General features: G+C 62.1%; 15 protein-coding genes. 10 read left to right on the forward strand and 5 right to left on the reverse strand.

Annotated features, from left to right (window positions below; translation table 11 throughout):
- Positions 1-83 precede the first annotated feature (83 nt).
- The 3 genes from DKK66_RS06685 (at position 84) to DKK66_RS06695 (ending at position 1,997) form a co-directional block, all read left to right on the forward strand.
- On the forward strand, positions 84-734 hold the full coding sequence (locus DKK66_RS06685; protein WP_131356470.1) for an MBL fold metallo-hydrolase: 651 nt from the start codon (positions 84-86) through the stop codon (positions 732-734).
- Positions 734-1,069: an MGMT family protein gene (locus DKK66_RS06690; protein WP_131356473.1), complete on the forward strand. Its 336-nt coding sequence runs from the start codon at positions 734-736 to the stop codon at positions 1,067-1,069. The genes DKK66_RS06685 and DKK66_RS06690 overlap by 1 nt, the downstream gene beginning before the upstream one ends.
- Before the next feature lie 178 nt (positions 1,070-1,247).
- Positions 1,248-1,997 (forward strand): outer membrane protein OmpK, encoded by a 750-nt coding sequence (locus DKK66_RS06695; protein ID WP_045846529.1) that lies wholly within the window; start codon positions 1,248-1,250, stop codon positions 1,995-1,997.
- A gap of 81 nt (positions 1,998-2,078) precedes the next feature.
- Here the strand turns inward: DKK66_RS06695 and pgi are convergent, their stop codons facing one another.
- From pgi to zwf, 5 genes are all read right to left on the reverse strand, one after another.
- Positions 2,079-3,728, reverse strand: coding sequence for a glucose-6-phosphate isomerase (gene pgi / locus DKK66_RS06700; RefSeq protein WP_131356476.1), 1,650 nt, complete (start codon positions 3,726-3,728; stop codon positions 2,079-2,081).
- Between the two features lie 5 nt (positions 3,729-3,733).
- Positions 3,734-4,585 (reverse strand): transcriptional regulator HexR, encoded by an 852-nt coding sequence (gene hexR, locus DKK66_RS06705; RefSeq protein WP_045846531.1) that lies wholly within the window; start codon positions 4,583-4,585, stop codon positions 3,734-3,736.
- 3 nt (positions 4,586-4,588) lie between these two features.
- Positions 4,589-5,566 (reverse strand): glucokinase, encoded by a 978-nt coding sequence (locus DKK66_RS06710; protein WP_131356479.1) that lies wholly within the window; start codon positions 5,564-5,566, stop codon positions 4,589-4,591.
- Positions 5,547-6,224, reverse strand: coding sequence for a 6-phosphogluconolactonase (gene pgl, locus DKK66_RS06715; RefSeq protein ID WP_131356482.1), 678 nt, complete (start codon positions 6,222-6,224; stop codon positions 5,547-5,549). Before pgl ends, DKK66_RS06710 begins: the two co-directional genes overlap by 20 nt.
- 132 nt (positions 6,225-6,356) lie before the next feature.
- A complete protein-coding gene (gene zwf, locus DKK66_RS06720) occupies positions 6,357-7,835 on the reverse strand; it encodes a glucose-6-phosphate dehydrogenase (RefSeq protein WP_045846534.1) in 1,479 nt (492 codons plus the stop codon).
- A 249-nt stretch (positions 7,836-8,084) separates the two neighbouring features.
- Here zwf and edd point away from each other — a divergent pair, with 249 nt between their 5' ends.
- From edd to DKK66_RS06755, 7 genes are all read left to right on the forward strand, one after another.
- Complete coding sequence (gene edd, locus DKK66_RS06725; protein ID WP_045846535.1) at positions 8,085-9,920, forward strand: phosphogluconate dehydratase; 1,836 nt, start codon at positions 8,085-8,087, stop codon at positions 9,918-9,920.
- 1 nt (position 9,921) lies between these two features.
- Entirely contained in the window at positions 9,922-10,545 is a 624-nt protein-coding gene (locus tag DKK66_RS06730; protein ID WP_045846536.1) for a bifunctional 4-hydroxy-2-oxoglutarate aldolase/2-dehydro-3-deoxy-phosphogluconate aldolase, read from the forward strand.
- Positions 10,546-10,671: 126 nt separating this feature from the next.
- Complete coding sequence (locus DKK66_RS06735; RefSeq protein WP_131356485.1) at positions 10,672-11,367, forward strand: response regulator transcription factor; 696 nt, start codon at positions 10,672-10,674, stop codon at positions 11,365-11,367.
- Positions 11,360-12,784, forward strand: a complete 1,425-nt coding sequence (locus DKK66_RS06740) for a sensor histidine kinase (RefSeq protein WP_131356488.1) — start codon at positions 11,360-11,362, stop codon at positions 12,782-12,784. The genes DKK66_RS06735 and DKK66_RS06740 overlap by 8 nt, the downstream gene beginning before the upstream one ends.
- Positions 12,785-13,057: 273 nt before the next feature.
- Positions 13,058-14,302, forward strand: a complete 1,245-nt coding sequence (locus DKK66_RS06745; RefSeq protein ID WP_045846539.1) for an ABC transporter substrate-binding protein — start codon at positions 13,058-13,060, stop codon at positions 14,300-14,302.
- Between the two features lie 203 nt (positions 14,303-14,505).
- Positions 14,506-15,408, forward strand: a complete 903-nt coding sequence (locus tag DKK66_RS06750; protein ID WP_045846540.1) for a carbohydrate ABC transporter permease — start codon at positions 14,506-14,508, stop codon at positions 15,406-15,408.
- Between the two features lie 46 nt (positions 15,409-15,454).
- Entirely contained in the window at positions 15,455-16,258 is an 804-nt protein-coding gene (locus DKK66_RS06755; protein WP_370302990.1) for a carbohydrate ABC transporter permease, read from the forward strand.
- Position 16,259 lies beyond the last annotated feature (1 nt).

Consider the following 16,259-nt stretch of genomic DNA (forward strand, 5'->3'; position numbering starts at 1 on the left):
TTTCAGCCGCCCCGCCCCGACAAGCTTGGCCGCAGCGGCCTGCCATGCCACAATTTGCCATCCCAATTGCACCGAGCACCGCCATGTCCCTGCAGTATCACCTGATTCCGGTTACCCCCTTTGCCCAGAACTGCAGCGTGCTGTGGTGCGATGTCACCCGCGAAGCCGCCATCGTCGATGCTGGTGGCGATATCGACCGCATCCGCGCCTGGGTCGCGCAACAAGGACTCACCGTCACCAAGCTGCTGCTGACTCACGGCCATATCGACCACGCCGGCGGTGCCGGTGAACTGGCCGCCCAGCTGGGCGTGCAGATTGAAGGCCCGGAACAGAGCGAAAGCTTCTGGCTGGACCAGTTGCCCAATCAGGGCCGCATGTTCGGTTTTCCCTCCAGCCCGGCCCTCACCCCGGAACGCTGGCTGAAAGAGGGCGATACGGTCAGCATCGGCCAGGAAACGCTGCAGGTGATCCACTGCCCCGGCCACACGCCCGGCCATGTGGTGTTCTACAGCGCCGCCGCCGGTGTGCTGGTGGCCGGTGACGTGCTGTTCCAGGGCTCCATCGGCCGTACCGACTTCCCCATGGGTAATCACCAGCAGCTGATCGATGCCATCCAGCAAAAGCTGTTCCTGTTGCCGGACGATACCGTGGTGATTCCCGGCCACGGCCCGCTCACCACCATTGGCGATGAAAAGCGCCACAATCCCTTCGTGGCGGACGCCCGCTTCCGCTGATGTCGCCCGCCTTCGAACTGGCGGTGCTGGCGCTGGTGCGGCAGATACCGCCCGGCCGGGTCAGCAGCTACGGCGTGCTGGCGGCGGCGGCTGGCTTTCCACGCCACGCCCGTCATGTCGGCAAGCTGCTGGGCAGCCTGCCGGACGGCCACGGCCTGCCCTGGCACCGGGTGGTGAACAGTGCCGGCCGCCTGTCCCGCCCCGGCAGTGAGCAGGCCGACTGGCAGCGCGTGTTGCTGGAACAAGAGGGCGTCGAATTTTCTGCCAGCAGCAGCATCAGCCTGTTACGCTATGGCTGGCCGGATAGTGCCTACTTGCCAGCCAATGTCCGCTGATGACGACATTTGCTGCATATTGTCCAACAGCAATACAGCCCGTTTTCATAATGTTGCTGAAATGTTACGTCGCTTGAACTGAAACTTTTCAATGTAGAGACTTGTGCGCTACCCTGCGCGCCCCCGTATGGTCTGCCCTGCGGGTTTTACATAAAAAAAGTTCACTTAGGCGGAAAAAATGAAAGCTCGCAAACTGCTGCTGGCCCTGTCTCTGATCAGCGGCTCCACCCTGGCGCATGCCGACAACTGGTCCTTTGCCAATGTCAGTGCCAACTACCTCGACTGGTCTTCCCGTACCACCGAGCAAAGCGGCAAGAAAGACTTCGGCTACCTGGAAGCCGAAGGCGGCATGGGTGGCAACTGGGGTGATGTCTACGGCTTCTTCGACCTGGAAAACCCGGGCAAAAGCGACCACGGCACCAACGGTTATGACCGTCGCTACACCACCAAGGCCATTGGCCGCTTCAACCTGACCCAGGTCGGCAACGTACCGGTACAACTGTACGCACACGTTTACGACACCCGTGGCAACAACTTCTTCAGCCAGAACCGCGTACTGGGCCTGAGCACCGAACTGAAGTACGGCGACCTGACCATCAAGCCGTTCATTGGCGCGCACAACGAGCTGGACTCCTTCGGCATCGGTTCCGGTTACAACGGCTGGATGGCCGGCTATGTGCTGCTCTACCCGTTCAGCGCCTTTGGTCAGTCCTTCCTGGTGACCCAGTGGCATGAAACCGAATTCGCCCGCAAGCACGAATTCGTGGCCAACTACAAGCACAACACCGGCGAAAACGGTGCCATCGCCCTGTGGTGGAATGTGAACAAGCGCTTCACCACCGGCGTGCAATACCGCTATGCCGACCAGAAGCTGGGCTCGTCCGAGTACCAGAACGCGGTGATCTACAGCGCCAAGTACAATTTCTGATCTTCGCTGTCAGTCCCATGCAAAACGCCTCCATCCGGAGGCGTTTTTCTTTGAGGGTGGCCCTTGGCTCAGCCAGTGCGCTTACTTGCTCTTGTTGGCCTGACGGTACAGCTGGATCAGGCGGCGGGTGGAGCTGTCGTGCTCGGCCGTTTTCAGCTTGCCGGTGAGTTCGGCGTGGATGGTCTTGGCCAGTTGCTTGCCCAGTTCCACCCCCCACTGGTCGAAGCTATTGATGCCCCAGATCACGCCTTGCACAAAGATCTTGTGCTCGTACAGCGCAATCAGCGAACCCAGGTTGCGCGGGTCGAGGAAGCTCATCAGCAAGGTATTGGTGGGACGGTTGCCGGCAAACACCTTGTGCGGCACCAGTGCTTCCAGTGCATCGCCCTTCATGCCTTGCGCGGCCAGTTCTTCGCGTACTTCCTCGGCGGTCTTGCCGCGCATGAAGGCCTCGGCCTGGGCAAACACGTTGGCCAGCAGGATTTCATGGTGACCCGGCAGGCTGCCACGGCTTTCCAGCGAGGCAATCAGGTCGATCGGCGAAATATGCGTGCCCTGATGCAGGAGCTGGAAGAAGGCATGCTGGCCGTTGATGCCGGTTTCACCCCAGATGATGGGCGCGGTTTCAAAATTGACCGGGTTGCCATTGAGCTGGGTCTGCTTGCCGTTGGACTCCATGTCCAGCTGCTGGATGAAGGCAGGCAAGCGATGCAGGTACTGGTCGTACGGCGCAATCACATGGCTGCCGCCACCAAAGTAGTTGATGTACCAGATGCCTATCATGGCCAGCAGCACCGGCATGTTCTGCTCGAACGGTGCATTGCGGAAATGCTGGTCCATGATGTGCGCGCCGTTGAGCAGCTCGGTAAAGTTTTCCTCGCCCAGATACAGCATGATGGGCAGGCCGATGGCCGACCACAGGCTGTAGCGGCCACCCACCCAGTCCCAGAATTCGAACATGTTGGACGGGTCGATGCCGAAATCCGCCACGGCTTTCTGGTTGGTGGATACGGCGACAAAGTGCTTGGCCACCGCTTTTTCGTCCCGCGCACGCTGCAGGAACCAGTCACGCGCGGTCAGCGCATTGGTCAGGGTTTCCTGGGTGGTGAAGGTTTTGGATTCCACCACGAACAGGGTGGTTTCCGAATGCACCTTCTTCAGGGTTTCCTTCAGCTGGGCACCGTCCACATTGGAAACAAAGTGCATGTTCATGCGCGGGTGACCAAACGGACGCAGCGCACTGCACACCATCAGCGGGCCCAGGTCCGAGCCGCCAATGCCGATGTTGACGATGTCGGTGATGGGCTGGTTGGTATAACCCAGCCACTCGCCGGAGCGCACGGCGTGGGCAAACTTGCCCATGCGTTCCAGCACGGAGTTCACCTTGGGCATCACGTCTTCGCCATCAACGAAAATGGGCGAATTGGTGCGGTTGCGCAGGGCAACGTGCAGCACGGCGCGGTTTTCCGTGCTGTTGATCTTTTCACCCTTGAACATGGCCTTGATGCGTTCCGGCAGCCCGGCTTCGCGCGCCAGCTGCATCAGGCCCTTCAGGGTTTCGTCGGTGATGCGGTTCTTGGAGTAATCGAGGAACAGGCCCCCCACTTCCAGGCCATAACGTTCGGCCCGCTCCGGGTCGTTTTGGAACAGCTCGCGCATGTGCAGCTGCTTGGCATCGGCAAAGTGGTCCCACAGGGTTTGCCAGGCGGGAAGTTGGGTCAGTTCGCTCATGATGATTAATCCTCTTCTGTCCGTTCGGCCAGTCTCTTTGCTTTGAGACTGTGCTTGGTTTTTTCTAGTTGTCCGATCACGCCGGGGCCGCGGCGCAAGGCCACGCCCACGGCCAGCACGTCGATGAGCACCAGGTGGATGATGCGGGAAATCATCGGGCTGTAGGTTTCATTGTCTTCCTGGGTGTCCGCCATCAGGGCGATGGTGGCGGCACGTGCCAGGGGAGAACCACTGGCGGTGATGGCCACCACGGTGGCACCGGAAGCAGTGGCTTCTTCCACCGCATCCAGCAGCTCGCGCGAGCGGCCGGAGCTGGAAATGGCCACCAGCACGTCGTCCGGCCCCAGTACCGAGGCCGCCATCATCTGGATGTGGGTATCGGCATAGGCCACGGTGGAAATGCCGAAGCGGAAGAACTTGTGCTGGGCATCGGCGGCGGTGATGCCGGAGTTGCCCAGACCGTAGAACTCGACCCGCCGGGCGCGGGAAATGGCCTCGATGGCCGCTTCGATGGCCTGCGGGTTGACGTCGTTACGGCTTTTGAGCAGCGCGGTGACGGTGTTGTCGAACACCTTGGCCACGATTTCCGAGGTGGGGTCTTCCGGCCGGACGCTGGAATGCACATAAGGCACGCCGGTGACCAGGCTGCCGGCCAGTTTCAGCTTGAAATCGGGCAGGCCCGAGCAGCCCATGGAGCGGCAGAAGCGAATCACCGTGGGCTGGCTGACGCCGGCATTGCGGGCGATATCCGCCACTGCGGCCTGCATCATGGTGTAGGGCTGCTCCAGCACCAGTTCGGCCACCTTGCGTTCGGCCGAAGACAGGGCTTCTAGCTGAGACTTGATTCTTTCCAGCATGGGTCAGTGCTCCAGGTGCGCCGCCAGCGCTGCCGACGCGCCGATCAGCGCAGGGTAACGGCTGTTGATGACAAACACCGGAATTCCCGCCAGATAAGCGGAAAAACGGCCCTTGTCCTCGAAGCGTGGGCGGAATGGCGACGTTTTGAAGTAGTCGATCAAACGTGGAACGATACCACCGCCAAGGTATACCCCGCCACGGGCGCCGAGCGTCAGCGCCAGATTGGCCGCCGCCGTACCCAGCATGGCGCAGAAGGCATCCAGCGTTTCGCGGCAGCGCGGACAGTCGCCCGACAGGCCGCGGGCGGTAATGTCGGCAGCGGACAGGTCCTGCTCCGGTTCGCCAGCCAGTGCCGCCAGCGCATGGTAAATCAGCACCAGCCCCGGGCCGGACAGCAGGCGCTCGGCCGATACATGGCCATGGCGATCGCGCGCATAGCGCCAGATGGCAGCCTCGCGCTCGTCAAACGGGGCAAAGCTGACGTGGCCACCTTCACCGGCCAGCGGCATATAGCCGCCCGGTGCCGGAATCAGGGCCGACACGCCAAGACCGGTGCCAGGGCCAATCAGCGCCAGCGGGCTGCCAGCGACCGCTTCTCCGCCCCCCACCTGTACCAGTTCCTGACGTGGCAGGTGCGGCAGCGACAGCGCCAGCGCGGTGAAATCGTTGATGACGATCAGCGAGGTCAGACCCAGTGCCTGACGGGTGGCTTCAATGGAAAACGCCCAGTGGTGATTGGTCATCTGCACCCAGTCACCCGTCACCGGGTTGGCAATGCCGATGGCGGCATGGGCCACCGCACGGGTGCCCACCTCGCCCAGATAGCTGCGCATGGCCGCTTCCAGCGTGGGGTGGCTGGCACAGGGCAGCACCAGGATGTCTTCCAGCACGCCAGGCGCGGTTTCCAGGGCGAAACGGGCATTGGTGCCGCCGATATCGGCCAGCAGCCGCGGCCAGGTATTAGGCAGTCCAGTAGACATCGATGGGGCACTCCGTCTGCAACAGGAAATGGCTGATGGGCAGGCTGTCATTGATACCTTGCGCAGCCTGATCGAACACCTGGCGTTTGCCCGCTCCCTGAATGGACAGGATGAGGCTGTCGCAGGCGAGCAAAGCGGCCTTGCTCATGCTGAAGCGCAGGTGCGGCGCGGTAAGTGGCTGTACGGCAAGCAAGGGCAGGCTGCGGGCCATGTCCAGCCCGTCAGCGAGCGCGTCAGCACCCGGAAACAGCGAAGCGGTATGGCCGTCCTCACCCATGCCCAATACGGCGACAGTCGGTTGTTGGTAGGCGGCATTGGCGGCGGCCAGTTCGGCGACGTCATCACGGGCATCGCCCACCAGCGGCAGAAAACGGGCGGCAGCGGCGGCATCCTGTAACAGATGTTCGCGCACCAGCGCGGCATTGCTGTCCGGGTGATCCGGCGGGACGAAGCGTTCGTCCACCAGCGTGATCAGCACGCGCGACCAGTCCAGCGGCTGGCTGCGCAGCGCGTGAAAGAAGGGAACCGGCGATTTGCCACCGGAAACAGCCAGCACGGCGCGACCATCGCGCGCCAGAGCGGCCGACAAGCGTTGTGCCACGGTAGCGGCCAGGGCGGCGGCGCTGGCCGGTGCATCGGGAAATTCAAACCATTGCATGCATGTCATCCTCACCTTGCACCCGGCCCCTGATATCCATGACACCGGGTGATTGCCGCTCTTGCTGGCCGGCTTGTTATGAATTGTCCTGTCCGGGCAGGCCAGTGCGGCGGCCCGGACGGGTCAGGTCGGTCAGCTTTCTTCGTGCCAGCTGATGCCGTCGCGGCTGAGCAGGGCGCTGGAAGCCGCCGGGCCCCAGGTGCCTGCCGTGTATTGCTTGGGCGGGGTGTTGCTGCTGTTCTGCCAGCATTCCATGATGGGCATCACCCAGCGCCAGGCTTCCACCAGCTCGTCACGACGCATGAACAAGGCCAGCTTGCCGCGGATCACATCCAGCAACAGGCGTTCGTAGGCATCGGCACGACGCACCTTGAAGGCCTTGTAGAAGTCCAGGTCCAGGTAGGCCGGTTGCAGGCGCATGGTGTCGCCCGGTTCCTTGGCAAGGAAGTACAGGCGGATGCTTTCTTCCGGCTGCAACTGGATCACCAGGCGGTTGGCGGTGTGACTGCCGCTCAAGGGGCCGGAGAACAACTGGTGCGGCACGTCGCGGAAGTTGATGACGATTTCCGCCAGCCGCTCCTGCATGCGCTTGCCGGTACGCAGGAAGAAAGGCACACCGGCCCAGCGCCAGTTGTCGATTTCCGCCTTGAGGGCGACAAAGGTTTCGGTCTGGCTATCAGCCGGAATGCCTTGCTCTTGCAAGTAGCCCACCACCGGCTGACCGGCCACCGCACCGGCCTTGTACTGGCCACGCACGGTCTTGTTGGCCACATCCTGCTCGCTGAACGGGCGCAGTGCCTTCAGCACCTTGAGTTTTTCGTCCCGCACCGCGTCGGCTTCCATATTGGCCGGCGGCTCCATGGCGACGATACACAGTAATTGCAGCAGGTGGTTCTGCACCATGTCGCGCAACGCGCCGGTGCCATCGTAGAAGTCACCACGGGTGCCGACACCCAGGTCTTCGGAAATGGTGATCTGTACATCGTGAATCCACTCGCGACGCCACAGCGGCTCGAACAGCGCGTTGGCAAAGCGGATGGCCATCAGGTTCTGTACCGATTCCTTGCCCAGATAGTGGTCGATGCGGTACAGCTGGTCTTCCTTGAAGAAATGAGCCACCGCATCGTTGATTTCGTTGGAGGAATCCAGGTCGATACCCAGCGGCTTTTCCAGCACCACGCGCACATTGGGACGGTTGAGTCCCACGGCAGCCAGGTTTTCGCAAATGCCGGCAAACAGATTGGGCGCAGTGGCCAGATAACAGACCACCACCCGTTCCGGATGCTGGCCCACCGCTTCGGCCAGTGCCGGATAATGCGCAGCTTCACCGGCATCAACCTGCAGATAGTCGATACGAGCACGGAAGGATTCCCAGGCCGCCGCATCGAAGTGTTCCTTGATATGCTGGCGTGCATTCTTTTCCACCAGCGCCAGGTAGTCGTCGCGGCTCATCGCCTTGCGACCCAGCGCCAGCAAACGGCCTTGCTGGTTGAGCAGGCTGGCGGCATGGGCCTGATACAGCGACGGCAACAGCTTGCGCATTACCAGGTCGCCAGTACCACCGAACAGCACCATATCGAAGGCCGGGGTGGGCGTGCTACGGTTATCCATAGTGATCTTCCGTCTTGTGCATTTGCAATGTAGTTATATTACCACCCGATTTTGCCATGTCCATGTGTGTTGCCGGGATAATCCGCAGAAAGCAACACCTGTCCAATCGGGCATAAAACGACACAATCCTTTACTGGAGCGACTTTCGTGCTAATCACCCCCATTTTGCCACGGCAAGGCACTGGCTGAATTCTTGCAATTTAAGTGTAGTAAAACTACCATTTACCCACATTCATCACGGGAATCGCCATGGCCCTGCACCCGGTATTGCACGCCGTTACCCAGCGCATCATAGATCGCAGCCGCGAACGTCGCGCTGCCTATCTGGATCATCTTCAGGCCGCCGCCCAGCAGGGCAAGGTGGAACGCGCCCAGCTGTCCTGCACCAACCAGGCTCACGCCTTTGCGGCAATGCCGGACAATATCAAGATTCACCTGAAAGAGGCCCACCGCCCCAATCTGGCCATCGTGTCTGCCTATAACGACATGCTGTCCGCCCACCAGCCGCTGGAAGCCTACCCGGCCTGGATCAAGGAAGAAGCCTTGAAGGCCGGAGCCACCGCCCAGTTTGCCGGTGGCGTGCCTGCCATGTGCGACGGCGTGACCCAGGGTCAGCCGGGCATGGAGCTGTCCTTGTTCTCGCGTGACGTGATTGCCATGAGCACCGCGGTGGCCCTGTCACACCAGATGTTCGATGCCAGCCTGTATCTGGGCGTGTGCGACAAGATTGTTCCTGGCCTGATGATTGGCGCGCTGACCTTCGGCCATCTGCCGGCGGTGTTTGTTCCGGCCGGGCCGATGACCACCGGCATTGCCAACGACGACAAGGCGAAGGTGCGCCAGTTGTTCGCCGAAGGCAAGGTGGGAAGGGATCAGCTGCTGGAATCGGAGTGCCAGTCCTACCACGGCCCCGGTACCTGTACCTTCTATGGCACAGCCAACTCCAACCAGATGATGATGGAAATCATGGGCCTGCATCTGCCGGGCACCGCCTTCGTCAATCCGGGTACCCCGCTGCGCGAGGCACTGACCCGCGCCGCTGCCCGTCAGGCCGCCCACATTGCCGCCCAGGGTGAGAACTTCACCCCGGTTGGCCGCATGATTGATGAAAAATCCATCGTCAACGCCATTGTCGGCCTGCTGGCCACCGGCGGTTCCACCAACCACACCCTGCACCTGGTGGCCATTGCCCGCGCCGCCGGCATCGACATCAACTGGGACGATTTTGACGAACTGTCGGCCATCATCCCGCTGCTGACCCGCGTCTACCCCAATGGCAAGGCCGATGTGAACCACTTCCACGCCGCAGGCGGCATGGGCTTTGTCATCCGCGAGCTGCTGTCTGCCGGTCTGCTGCATGAAGATGTGGACACCATCGTCGGCCGTGGCCTGTCGGCTTATGCCAACGAACCATGGCTGGACAATGGCACGCTGAAATGGCGTCCGGCCCCGGCCGTGAGCGGCGACGACAGCGTGCTGCGTACCGTGGCCGACCCGTTCAGCGCCGATGGCGGCCTGCGCGTGGTGGCTGGCAACCTGGGCCGCGCCGTGATCAAGGTATCCGCCGTCAAGCCGGAACACCGCATCGTGGAAGCACCGGCCATCGTATTCAACGATCAGAACGACATGCTGGCTGCGTTCAAGCGCGGCGAGCTGGAACGCGACTTTGTCGCCGTCATCCGCTTCCAGGGCCCGCGCGCCAACGGCATGCCGGAACTGCACAAGCTGACCCCGGCGCTGTCCATCCTGCAAGAACGCGGCTTTGCCGTGGCACTGGTCACCGATGGCCGCATGTCCGGCGCGTCGGGCAAAGTACCCGCTGCCATCCATGTCTCGCCGGAAGCAGTCCTGGGCGGTAGTATCGGCAAGGTTCGCGATGGTGACATCGTGAAACTGGATGCCGTGGCCGGCACGCTGGAAGTGAAAGTACCGGCCGAAGAATGGGCTGCACGCGAACTGGCGCGTGCCGACCTTGCACACAATCAATTTGGCGTGGGACGTGAACTGTTCGCGGTATTCCGCGAATCCGCCGACGCCGCGGAAGCTGGTGCCATGAGCTTCCATCACCCGCTGTGGAGAAACTGATATGGACGCTTTGACCCTGTTGCGCCAGGGACCGGTAGTGCCGGTCATCGTGGTAAATGACGCCGCTGTAGCGGTAGACCTGGCGCGTGCGCTGGTAGATGGTGGCATCCGCGTGCTGGAAGTCACCCTGCGCACCAAGGCGGCCCTGGCTGCCATGCGCCGCATGCGCGACGAAGTACCCGGCGCCATCGTGGGTGCCGGTACGCTGCGCAACCGCGCCCAGCTGGAAGCTGCGCTGGACGCTGGCGCCCAGTTTGGCGTCAGCCCCGGCCTGACCCCGGAGCTGGCCTCTGCCGCACGCAATGCCAACCTCACCCTGCTGCCGGGCGTGGCCACCGCGTCCGAAGCCATGCGCGCGCAGGATGAGGGCTTTGACATCCTCAAGCTGTTCCCGGCCGAAGCCGTGGGTGGCATCAAGCTCTTGAAGTCGCTGGCGGGCCCGCTGCCGGACCTGCGTTTCTGCCCGACCGGCGGCATTGACCTGGCCAAGGCCAAGGACTATCTGGCGCTGCCAAACGTACTAGCCGTTGGTGGCAGCTGGCTGACCCCGGAAGACGCCATTGCCAACCGCGACTGGGCCCGCATCACCGAACTGGCCAAGCAGGCCAGCGCACTGGCGCAGTAAACCCGCCCCGTTACGTCAAAGCCCGCCATGTGCGGGCTTTTTGCTGCACCGCACACCGCGCGATGATGGCACAGCCCGGCTAATCTGCACTACCATCAAGCCTTCCTTTCCCGATGCTGCCGTCCCATGAAACTGTTTCTGGCCGAAGATGATGCCGTGCTGGCCGACGCCCTGCTCACCCGTCTGAGCCAGTTGGGTTTTGCCGTGAGTCATAGCGACAATGGGCTGACTGCCCAGCAGGTATTGCTGGCCGAGCACTTTGATGCGGTGATTCTGGATATCGGCCTGCCCGGTCAGGACGGTCTGAAGGTGCTGCGCAATGTACGGGTGCATCAACCGGCGCTGCCCATCCTGCTGCTTACCGCGCTGGACAGCATGGAAGACCGCGTGGCCGGGCTGGATGCCGGTGCGGATGACTATCTGGTCAAGCCGTTCGAATTCCCTGAGCTGGAAGCCCGCATCCGCGCCCTGCTGCGCCGGCAGCGCGCCATCGACCCGCAACGCGACGCGCTGCAACCGGAAGAACTGCACTTCGGCACCCTGCGGCTGGACCCCGGCGCCCAGCGCGCCTGGGCGGGCAGCCAGCCGCTGGAGCTGTCGGCGCGCGAGCTGGAACTGCTGTTCATCCTGATGAGCCAGGCGGAAAAAGTGCTGACCAAGGAGCAGATTTCTGCCGCCCTCACCGGTGCGGGGGAGGAAATCGGCAGCAATGCGGTGGAAGTGTATGTTCACCGCCTGCGCAAGAAGCTGGATGGCAGTGGCGTAGGTATCCGCGCTGTACGTGGCCTTGGCTATCTGCTGATGCAGGCTGCCGATGACTGAAACCGCCCGTCCGCGCCAGTTGTCACTGCGCCGCCAGCTGCTGATCTGGCTGCTGCTGCCGCAACTGGTGCTGTGGCTGGCGGCGGCCATGCTAGCGCATGCCATGGCGGTGCGCTACACCAATGAGGTCATCGACCAGACGCTGGCACAGACATCACGCGCGCTGGCGCGGCAGGTAAAGCCCTTCGGCAATGGTTTTTATGTCGACTTCCCCCGTGCCGCACGGGAAATCCTGGAAGAAGACCCCAGCGACCGGGTGTATTACATGGTCAGCTCGCCGCCTTCCGCCTTCCTGCTGGGCGAGCCCACCATGCCACCGCCACCGCATGAGCTGGTGGCCAAGGCGGGCAGCAGCTATTTCTACAACGCCAGCATGAAGGGCCAGGATGTGCGCGTGGCAGCCCTTTACCTGTTGGCAGGCACGCCGGAACAACCACAGCTGATGCTGGTGCAAGTGGCCAAAAGCCGCGCCCTGAGTGCCGAGCTCACCCGCAAGATCCTGCTGGACATGGGCCTGCCCCTGCTGGGGCTGATGCTGCTGACCAGTCTGTTGGTGTGGGCCGGCATCAGCCGTGGCCTGTCGCCACTGCGCCGCCTGCGCCGGGTGGTGGAAAACCGCTCGCCACGCGATATGGCCCCCATCGAAGTCAACAATGCGCCGGCCGAAGTCCGCACCCTGACCGCCGCCATCAACAGCCTGCTGGAAGAGGTCAACAAGCAGGTGGACCAGCAGCGGCGCTTCATTGGCGATGCCGCGCATCAATTACGCACGCCGCTGGCCGGGCTCAAGTCGCAAACCGAACTGGTAAAGGCCGAACTGCAAGGCCAGACACCGGACATACCGCGCGCCTGCCGCCAGCTGGAGCAAGTGGAAACCAGCGTGGCCCGCTCCATTCATCTGGTGAACCAGCTGCTGGCGCTGGCCCGTGCCGAACCGGAAACCGGCTTGCAGCGCAGTCTGCTGGACCTCAACCAGCTGACGCGCGAAGTCACCGCCGAGGCCGTGCCGCGTGCGCTGGCGCGCGGGCTGGACCTGGGCCTGGACAGCAGCGATGAAAAAATGCTGATGCAGGGCCATGCCGGCCTGCTGCGCGAACTGTTGGCCAACCTGCTGGACAATGCCATCCAGTACACCCCGCCGGGTGGTGAAATCACAGTGGAACTGCACCGCAAGGGGACGCAGCTGTGTCTGGCCGTGCGCGACAACGGCCCTGGCATAGCCGCAGCCGAACGCGAAAAGGTGTTCCAGCGCTTTTACCGGGTCAACAACAGCGTGGGAGGCAAGGGCTGCGGGTTGGGTCTGGCCATCGTGCAGGAGATTGCCCGCCGCCATCACACCCGGGTGGAACTGAGCGACAACCCGCCCCATGGCCTGTGTGCCAGTCTGTTTTTCAAGCAGGAAAACGAAGCTGAATAAACTGTCCAGTAGTGTAGTTGACACACTACAGCGCACCATTTTGCTGCATAGCAGCACCAGTTCAGTGCCTTGAAGTTATTGATTTCATTCCAATAGCATGTCGCACTGCATTGCCTCACCTGCATTTTCTTACAGCATTTCCACGCAATCCTTACACAAAACTTACAATCTGCCGCTATAGTTCTTGCACATCCCGCCCGTTGCCACAGGCAGCGACCAGCGGAATGGAACATAAAAAACCGAAATGCAACGCTACAAGACGGAGACAAGAGAATGAAACGCAAGCAACTGAGCGCCGCCCTGCTGGCTGCCACCCTGCTGCCGGCCAGCGTATTTGCCGGGGAAGTGGAAGTGCTGCACTGGTGGACTTCCGGTGGCGAGGCCAAATCCGTGGCCGAACTCAAGAAAATGATGACCGCCAAGGGCGATAACTGGAAAGACTTCGCAGTGGCCGGTGGTGGTGGCGACAATGCCATGACCGCACTGAAAACCCGCGTGGTATCCGGCAACCCGCCTACCGCCGCCCAGATCAAGGGCCCGGCCATCCAGGAATGGGGTGCCGAAGGCGTGCTGGCCAATATCGATGCCGTGGCCAAGGCCGAAGGCTGGGACAAGCAGCTGCCGCCGGTGGTCAGCCAGGTGATGAAATACAAGGGCCAGTACGTGGCCGCTCCGGTGAACGTGCACCGCGTGAACTGGCTGTGGGTAAACCCGGACGCCTTCAAGAAGGCCGGTGCCAAGGTGCCGACCACCTGGCCGGAATTCTTCGAAGCGGCTGACAAGCTGCAAAAAGCCGGCATCCAGCCGATTGCCCACGGTGGCCAGCCGTGGCAGGACGCCACCCTGTTTGAATCGGTGGCGCTGGGTGTAGGTGGCCCGGCCTACTACAAGAAGGCCTTCGTGCAGCTGGACCAGGCCACCCTGGCCGGCCCCACCACCCTGAAAGTGTTTGAAACCCTGCAAAAGGTGAAAACCTATATCGACAAGGGTGCCGCTGGCCGTGACTGGAACCTGGCTACTGCCATGGTGATCAACGGCAAGGCCGGCATGCAGTTCATGGGTGACTGGGCCAAGGGCGAATTCACCGCCGCCGGCAAGAAGCCGGGCAAGGACTTCCTGTGCGTAGCCGCACCGGGTACGTCTGGCAGCTTCACCTTCAACATCGACAGCCTGGCCATGTTCAAGCAGAAGGACCCGGCAGCGCAGAAGGCACAGGCTGATCTGGCCGAAACCGTGATGAGCAAGAACTTCCAGGAAGTGTTCAACCTGAACAAGGGCTCCATCCCGGCCCGCCTGGACACGCCGATGGACAAGTTTGACGACTGTGCCAAGAAGTCCAAGGCTGACCTGACCGCTGCCTCCAAGAGTGGCGGCCTGGTGCCCAGCTTTGCCCACAAGATGGCCATGCCGTCTGCCACCGAAGGCGCGATTGATGACGTGATTTCGCAGTTCATGAACTCCTCCATGAGCCCGAAAACCGCCACCGAGCGTCTGGCCAAGGCTGGCAAGGTGCATTAAGCAAGCAGCCATATTGCCCTGGGCCTGCGGTCCGGGCGCGCTATGCCGTAGACAGCTGCCGGCCATGCCGGCCCGGTAGCTGTCTGTCCCACACCGAAGCAAAACATGTACGCCGACTGCCCTTCCGCACCGTGACCACGGTCGGGACGCGGCCTGCTGCGCGCCTGCGCCAGCACGCCACGGCTGCATGCAAGGATTGATTCATGTCCTCATCCCAATCACAAGCCAGCCTGTCGGCGCTGGCAGACCGCTGGTTGCCCAAGCTGGTGCTGTCGCCCACCTTGCTGATCAGCCTGGTGTTCGTCTACGGCTTCATCGCCTGGACCGGCTGGCTGTCGCTGACCGAATCGCGACTGCTGCCACAAATGGACCTGGCCGGCCTGATCCAGTACCAGGCGCTGTTCGAGAATGACCGCTGGTGGACTGCAGTCGCCAATCTGGGCATTTTCGGCGGCCTGTTCATCGGCTGCACGCTGGCCGTCGGCCTGTTCCTCGCCGTGCTGCTCGACCAGAAAATCCGCGCCGAAGGCACGCTGCGTACCATTTACCTGTACCCGATGGCGCTGTCCTTCATCGTTACCGGCACCGCCTGGAAATGGATGCTCAACCCTGACATGGGCCTGCAGAAGGTCATCAATGACTGGGGCTTTCCCGACTTCACCTTCGACTGGCTGGTGGACCCGGACAAGGCCATCTACACCGTGGTGATTGCCGGCGTGTGGCAGTCGTCGGGTTTCGTGATGGCGCTGTTCCTGGCCGGTTTGCGCGGCATTGACGACTCCATCATCAAGGCCGCCCAGGTGGATGGTGCCAGCCTGCCGGTCATCTACTGGCGCATCATCATCCCCAGCCTGCGCCCGGTGTTTTTCAGCGTGCTGCTGATCCTGTCGCACATCGCCATCAAGAGCTTCGACCTGGTGATGGCGCTGACCGGCGGCGGCCCCGGCACGGCATCCGACGTACCGGCCATCTTCATGTACCAGTTTGCCTTTACCCGCGGCCAGCTGGGCCTGGGGGCTGCCTCGGCCATGATGATGCTGATGACCATCGTCGCCGTACTGGTGCCGCTGATGTATATGGAAACAAGGAGCGCCAAACGTGGCTAAACACCTGACTCCCGGCCGCATCGTGCTGTATGCCGCACTGGTGCTGATGGCCATCTACTACCTGCTGCCCTTGTACGTGATGCTGTCCACCTCGGTGAAAACCCTGGACGACATCCGTGGCGGCAACCTGATTGCCCTGCCGCAATCCATCACCTTTGATGCCTGGAGCAAGGCCTGGTCCAGCGCCTGCACCGGCGTGGAATGTGGCGGCATGAAGGGCTTTTTCTGGAACTCGGTGAAGATGGCGGTGCCCTCGGTGCTGATTTCCACCCTGATTGGCGCGGTCAACGGCTATGTGGTGTCGATGTGGCGCTTCCGTGGCTCGGACGTGCTGTTCACCCTGCTGCTGGTGGGCTGTTTCATTCCCTTCCAGGTGGTGCTGCTGCCGATGGCGCGCCTGTTGGGCGAGCTGGGCATTGCCAATACCACCAGCGGGCTGGTGATGGTGCACGTGATTTACGGCCTGGCCTTCACCACGCTGTTCTTCCGCAACTTCTTCGTCACCATCCCGGACGAGCTGGTAAAGGCAGCGCGCATTGACGGCGCCGGTTTCTGGACCATCTTTTTCCGCATCCTGCTGCCCATTTCCGGCCCCATCTTCATGGTGTGCGTGATCTGGCAGTTCACCCAGATCTGGAACGACTTCCTGTTCGGCGTGGTGTTTGCCGCCGGCGAAGCCCAGCCCATCACCGTGGCGCTGAACAATCTGGTGAACACCTCTACCGGGGTGAAGGAATACAACGTGGACATGGCAGCGGCCATCATTGCCGCCCTGCCCACCCTGTTCGTTTACATGGTTGCCGGCCGCTACTTCGTGCGTGGCCTGACAGCCGGTGCTGTGAAAGGTTGAA

Source organism: Aquitalea sp. USM4, assembly GCF_004328945.1.
GTDB lineage: Bacteria > Pseudomonadota > Gammaproteobacteria > Burkholderiales > Chromobacteriaceae > Aquitalea > Aquitalea pelogenes.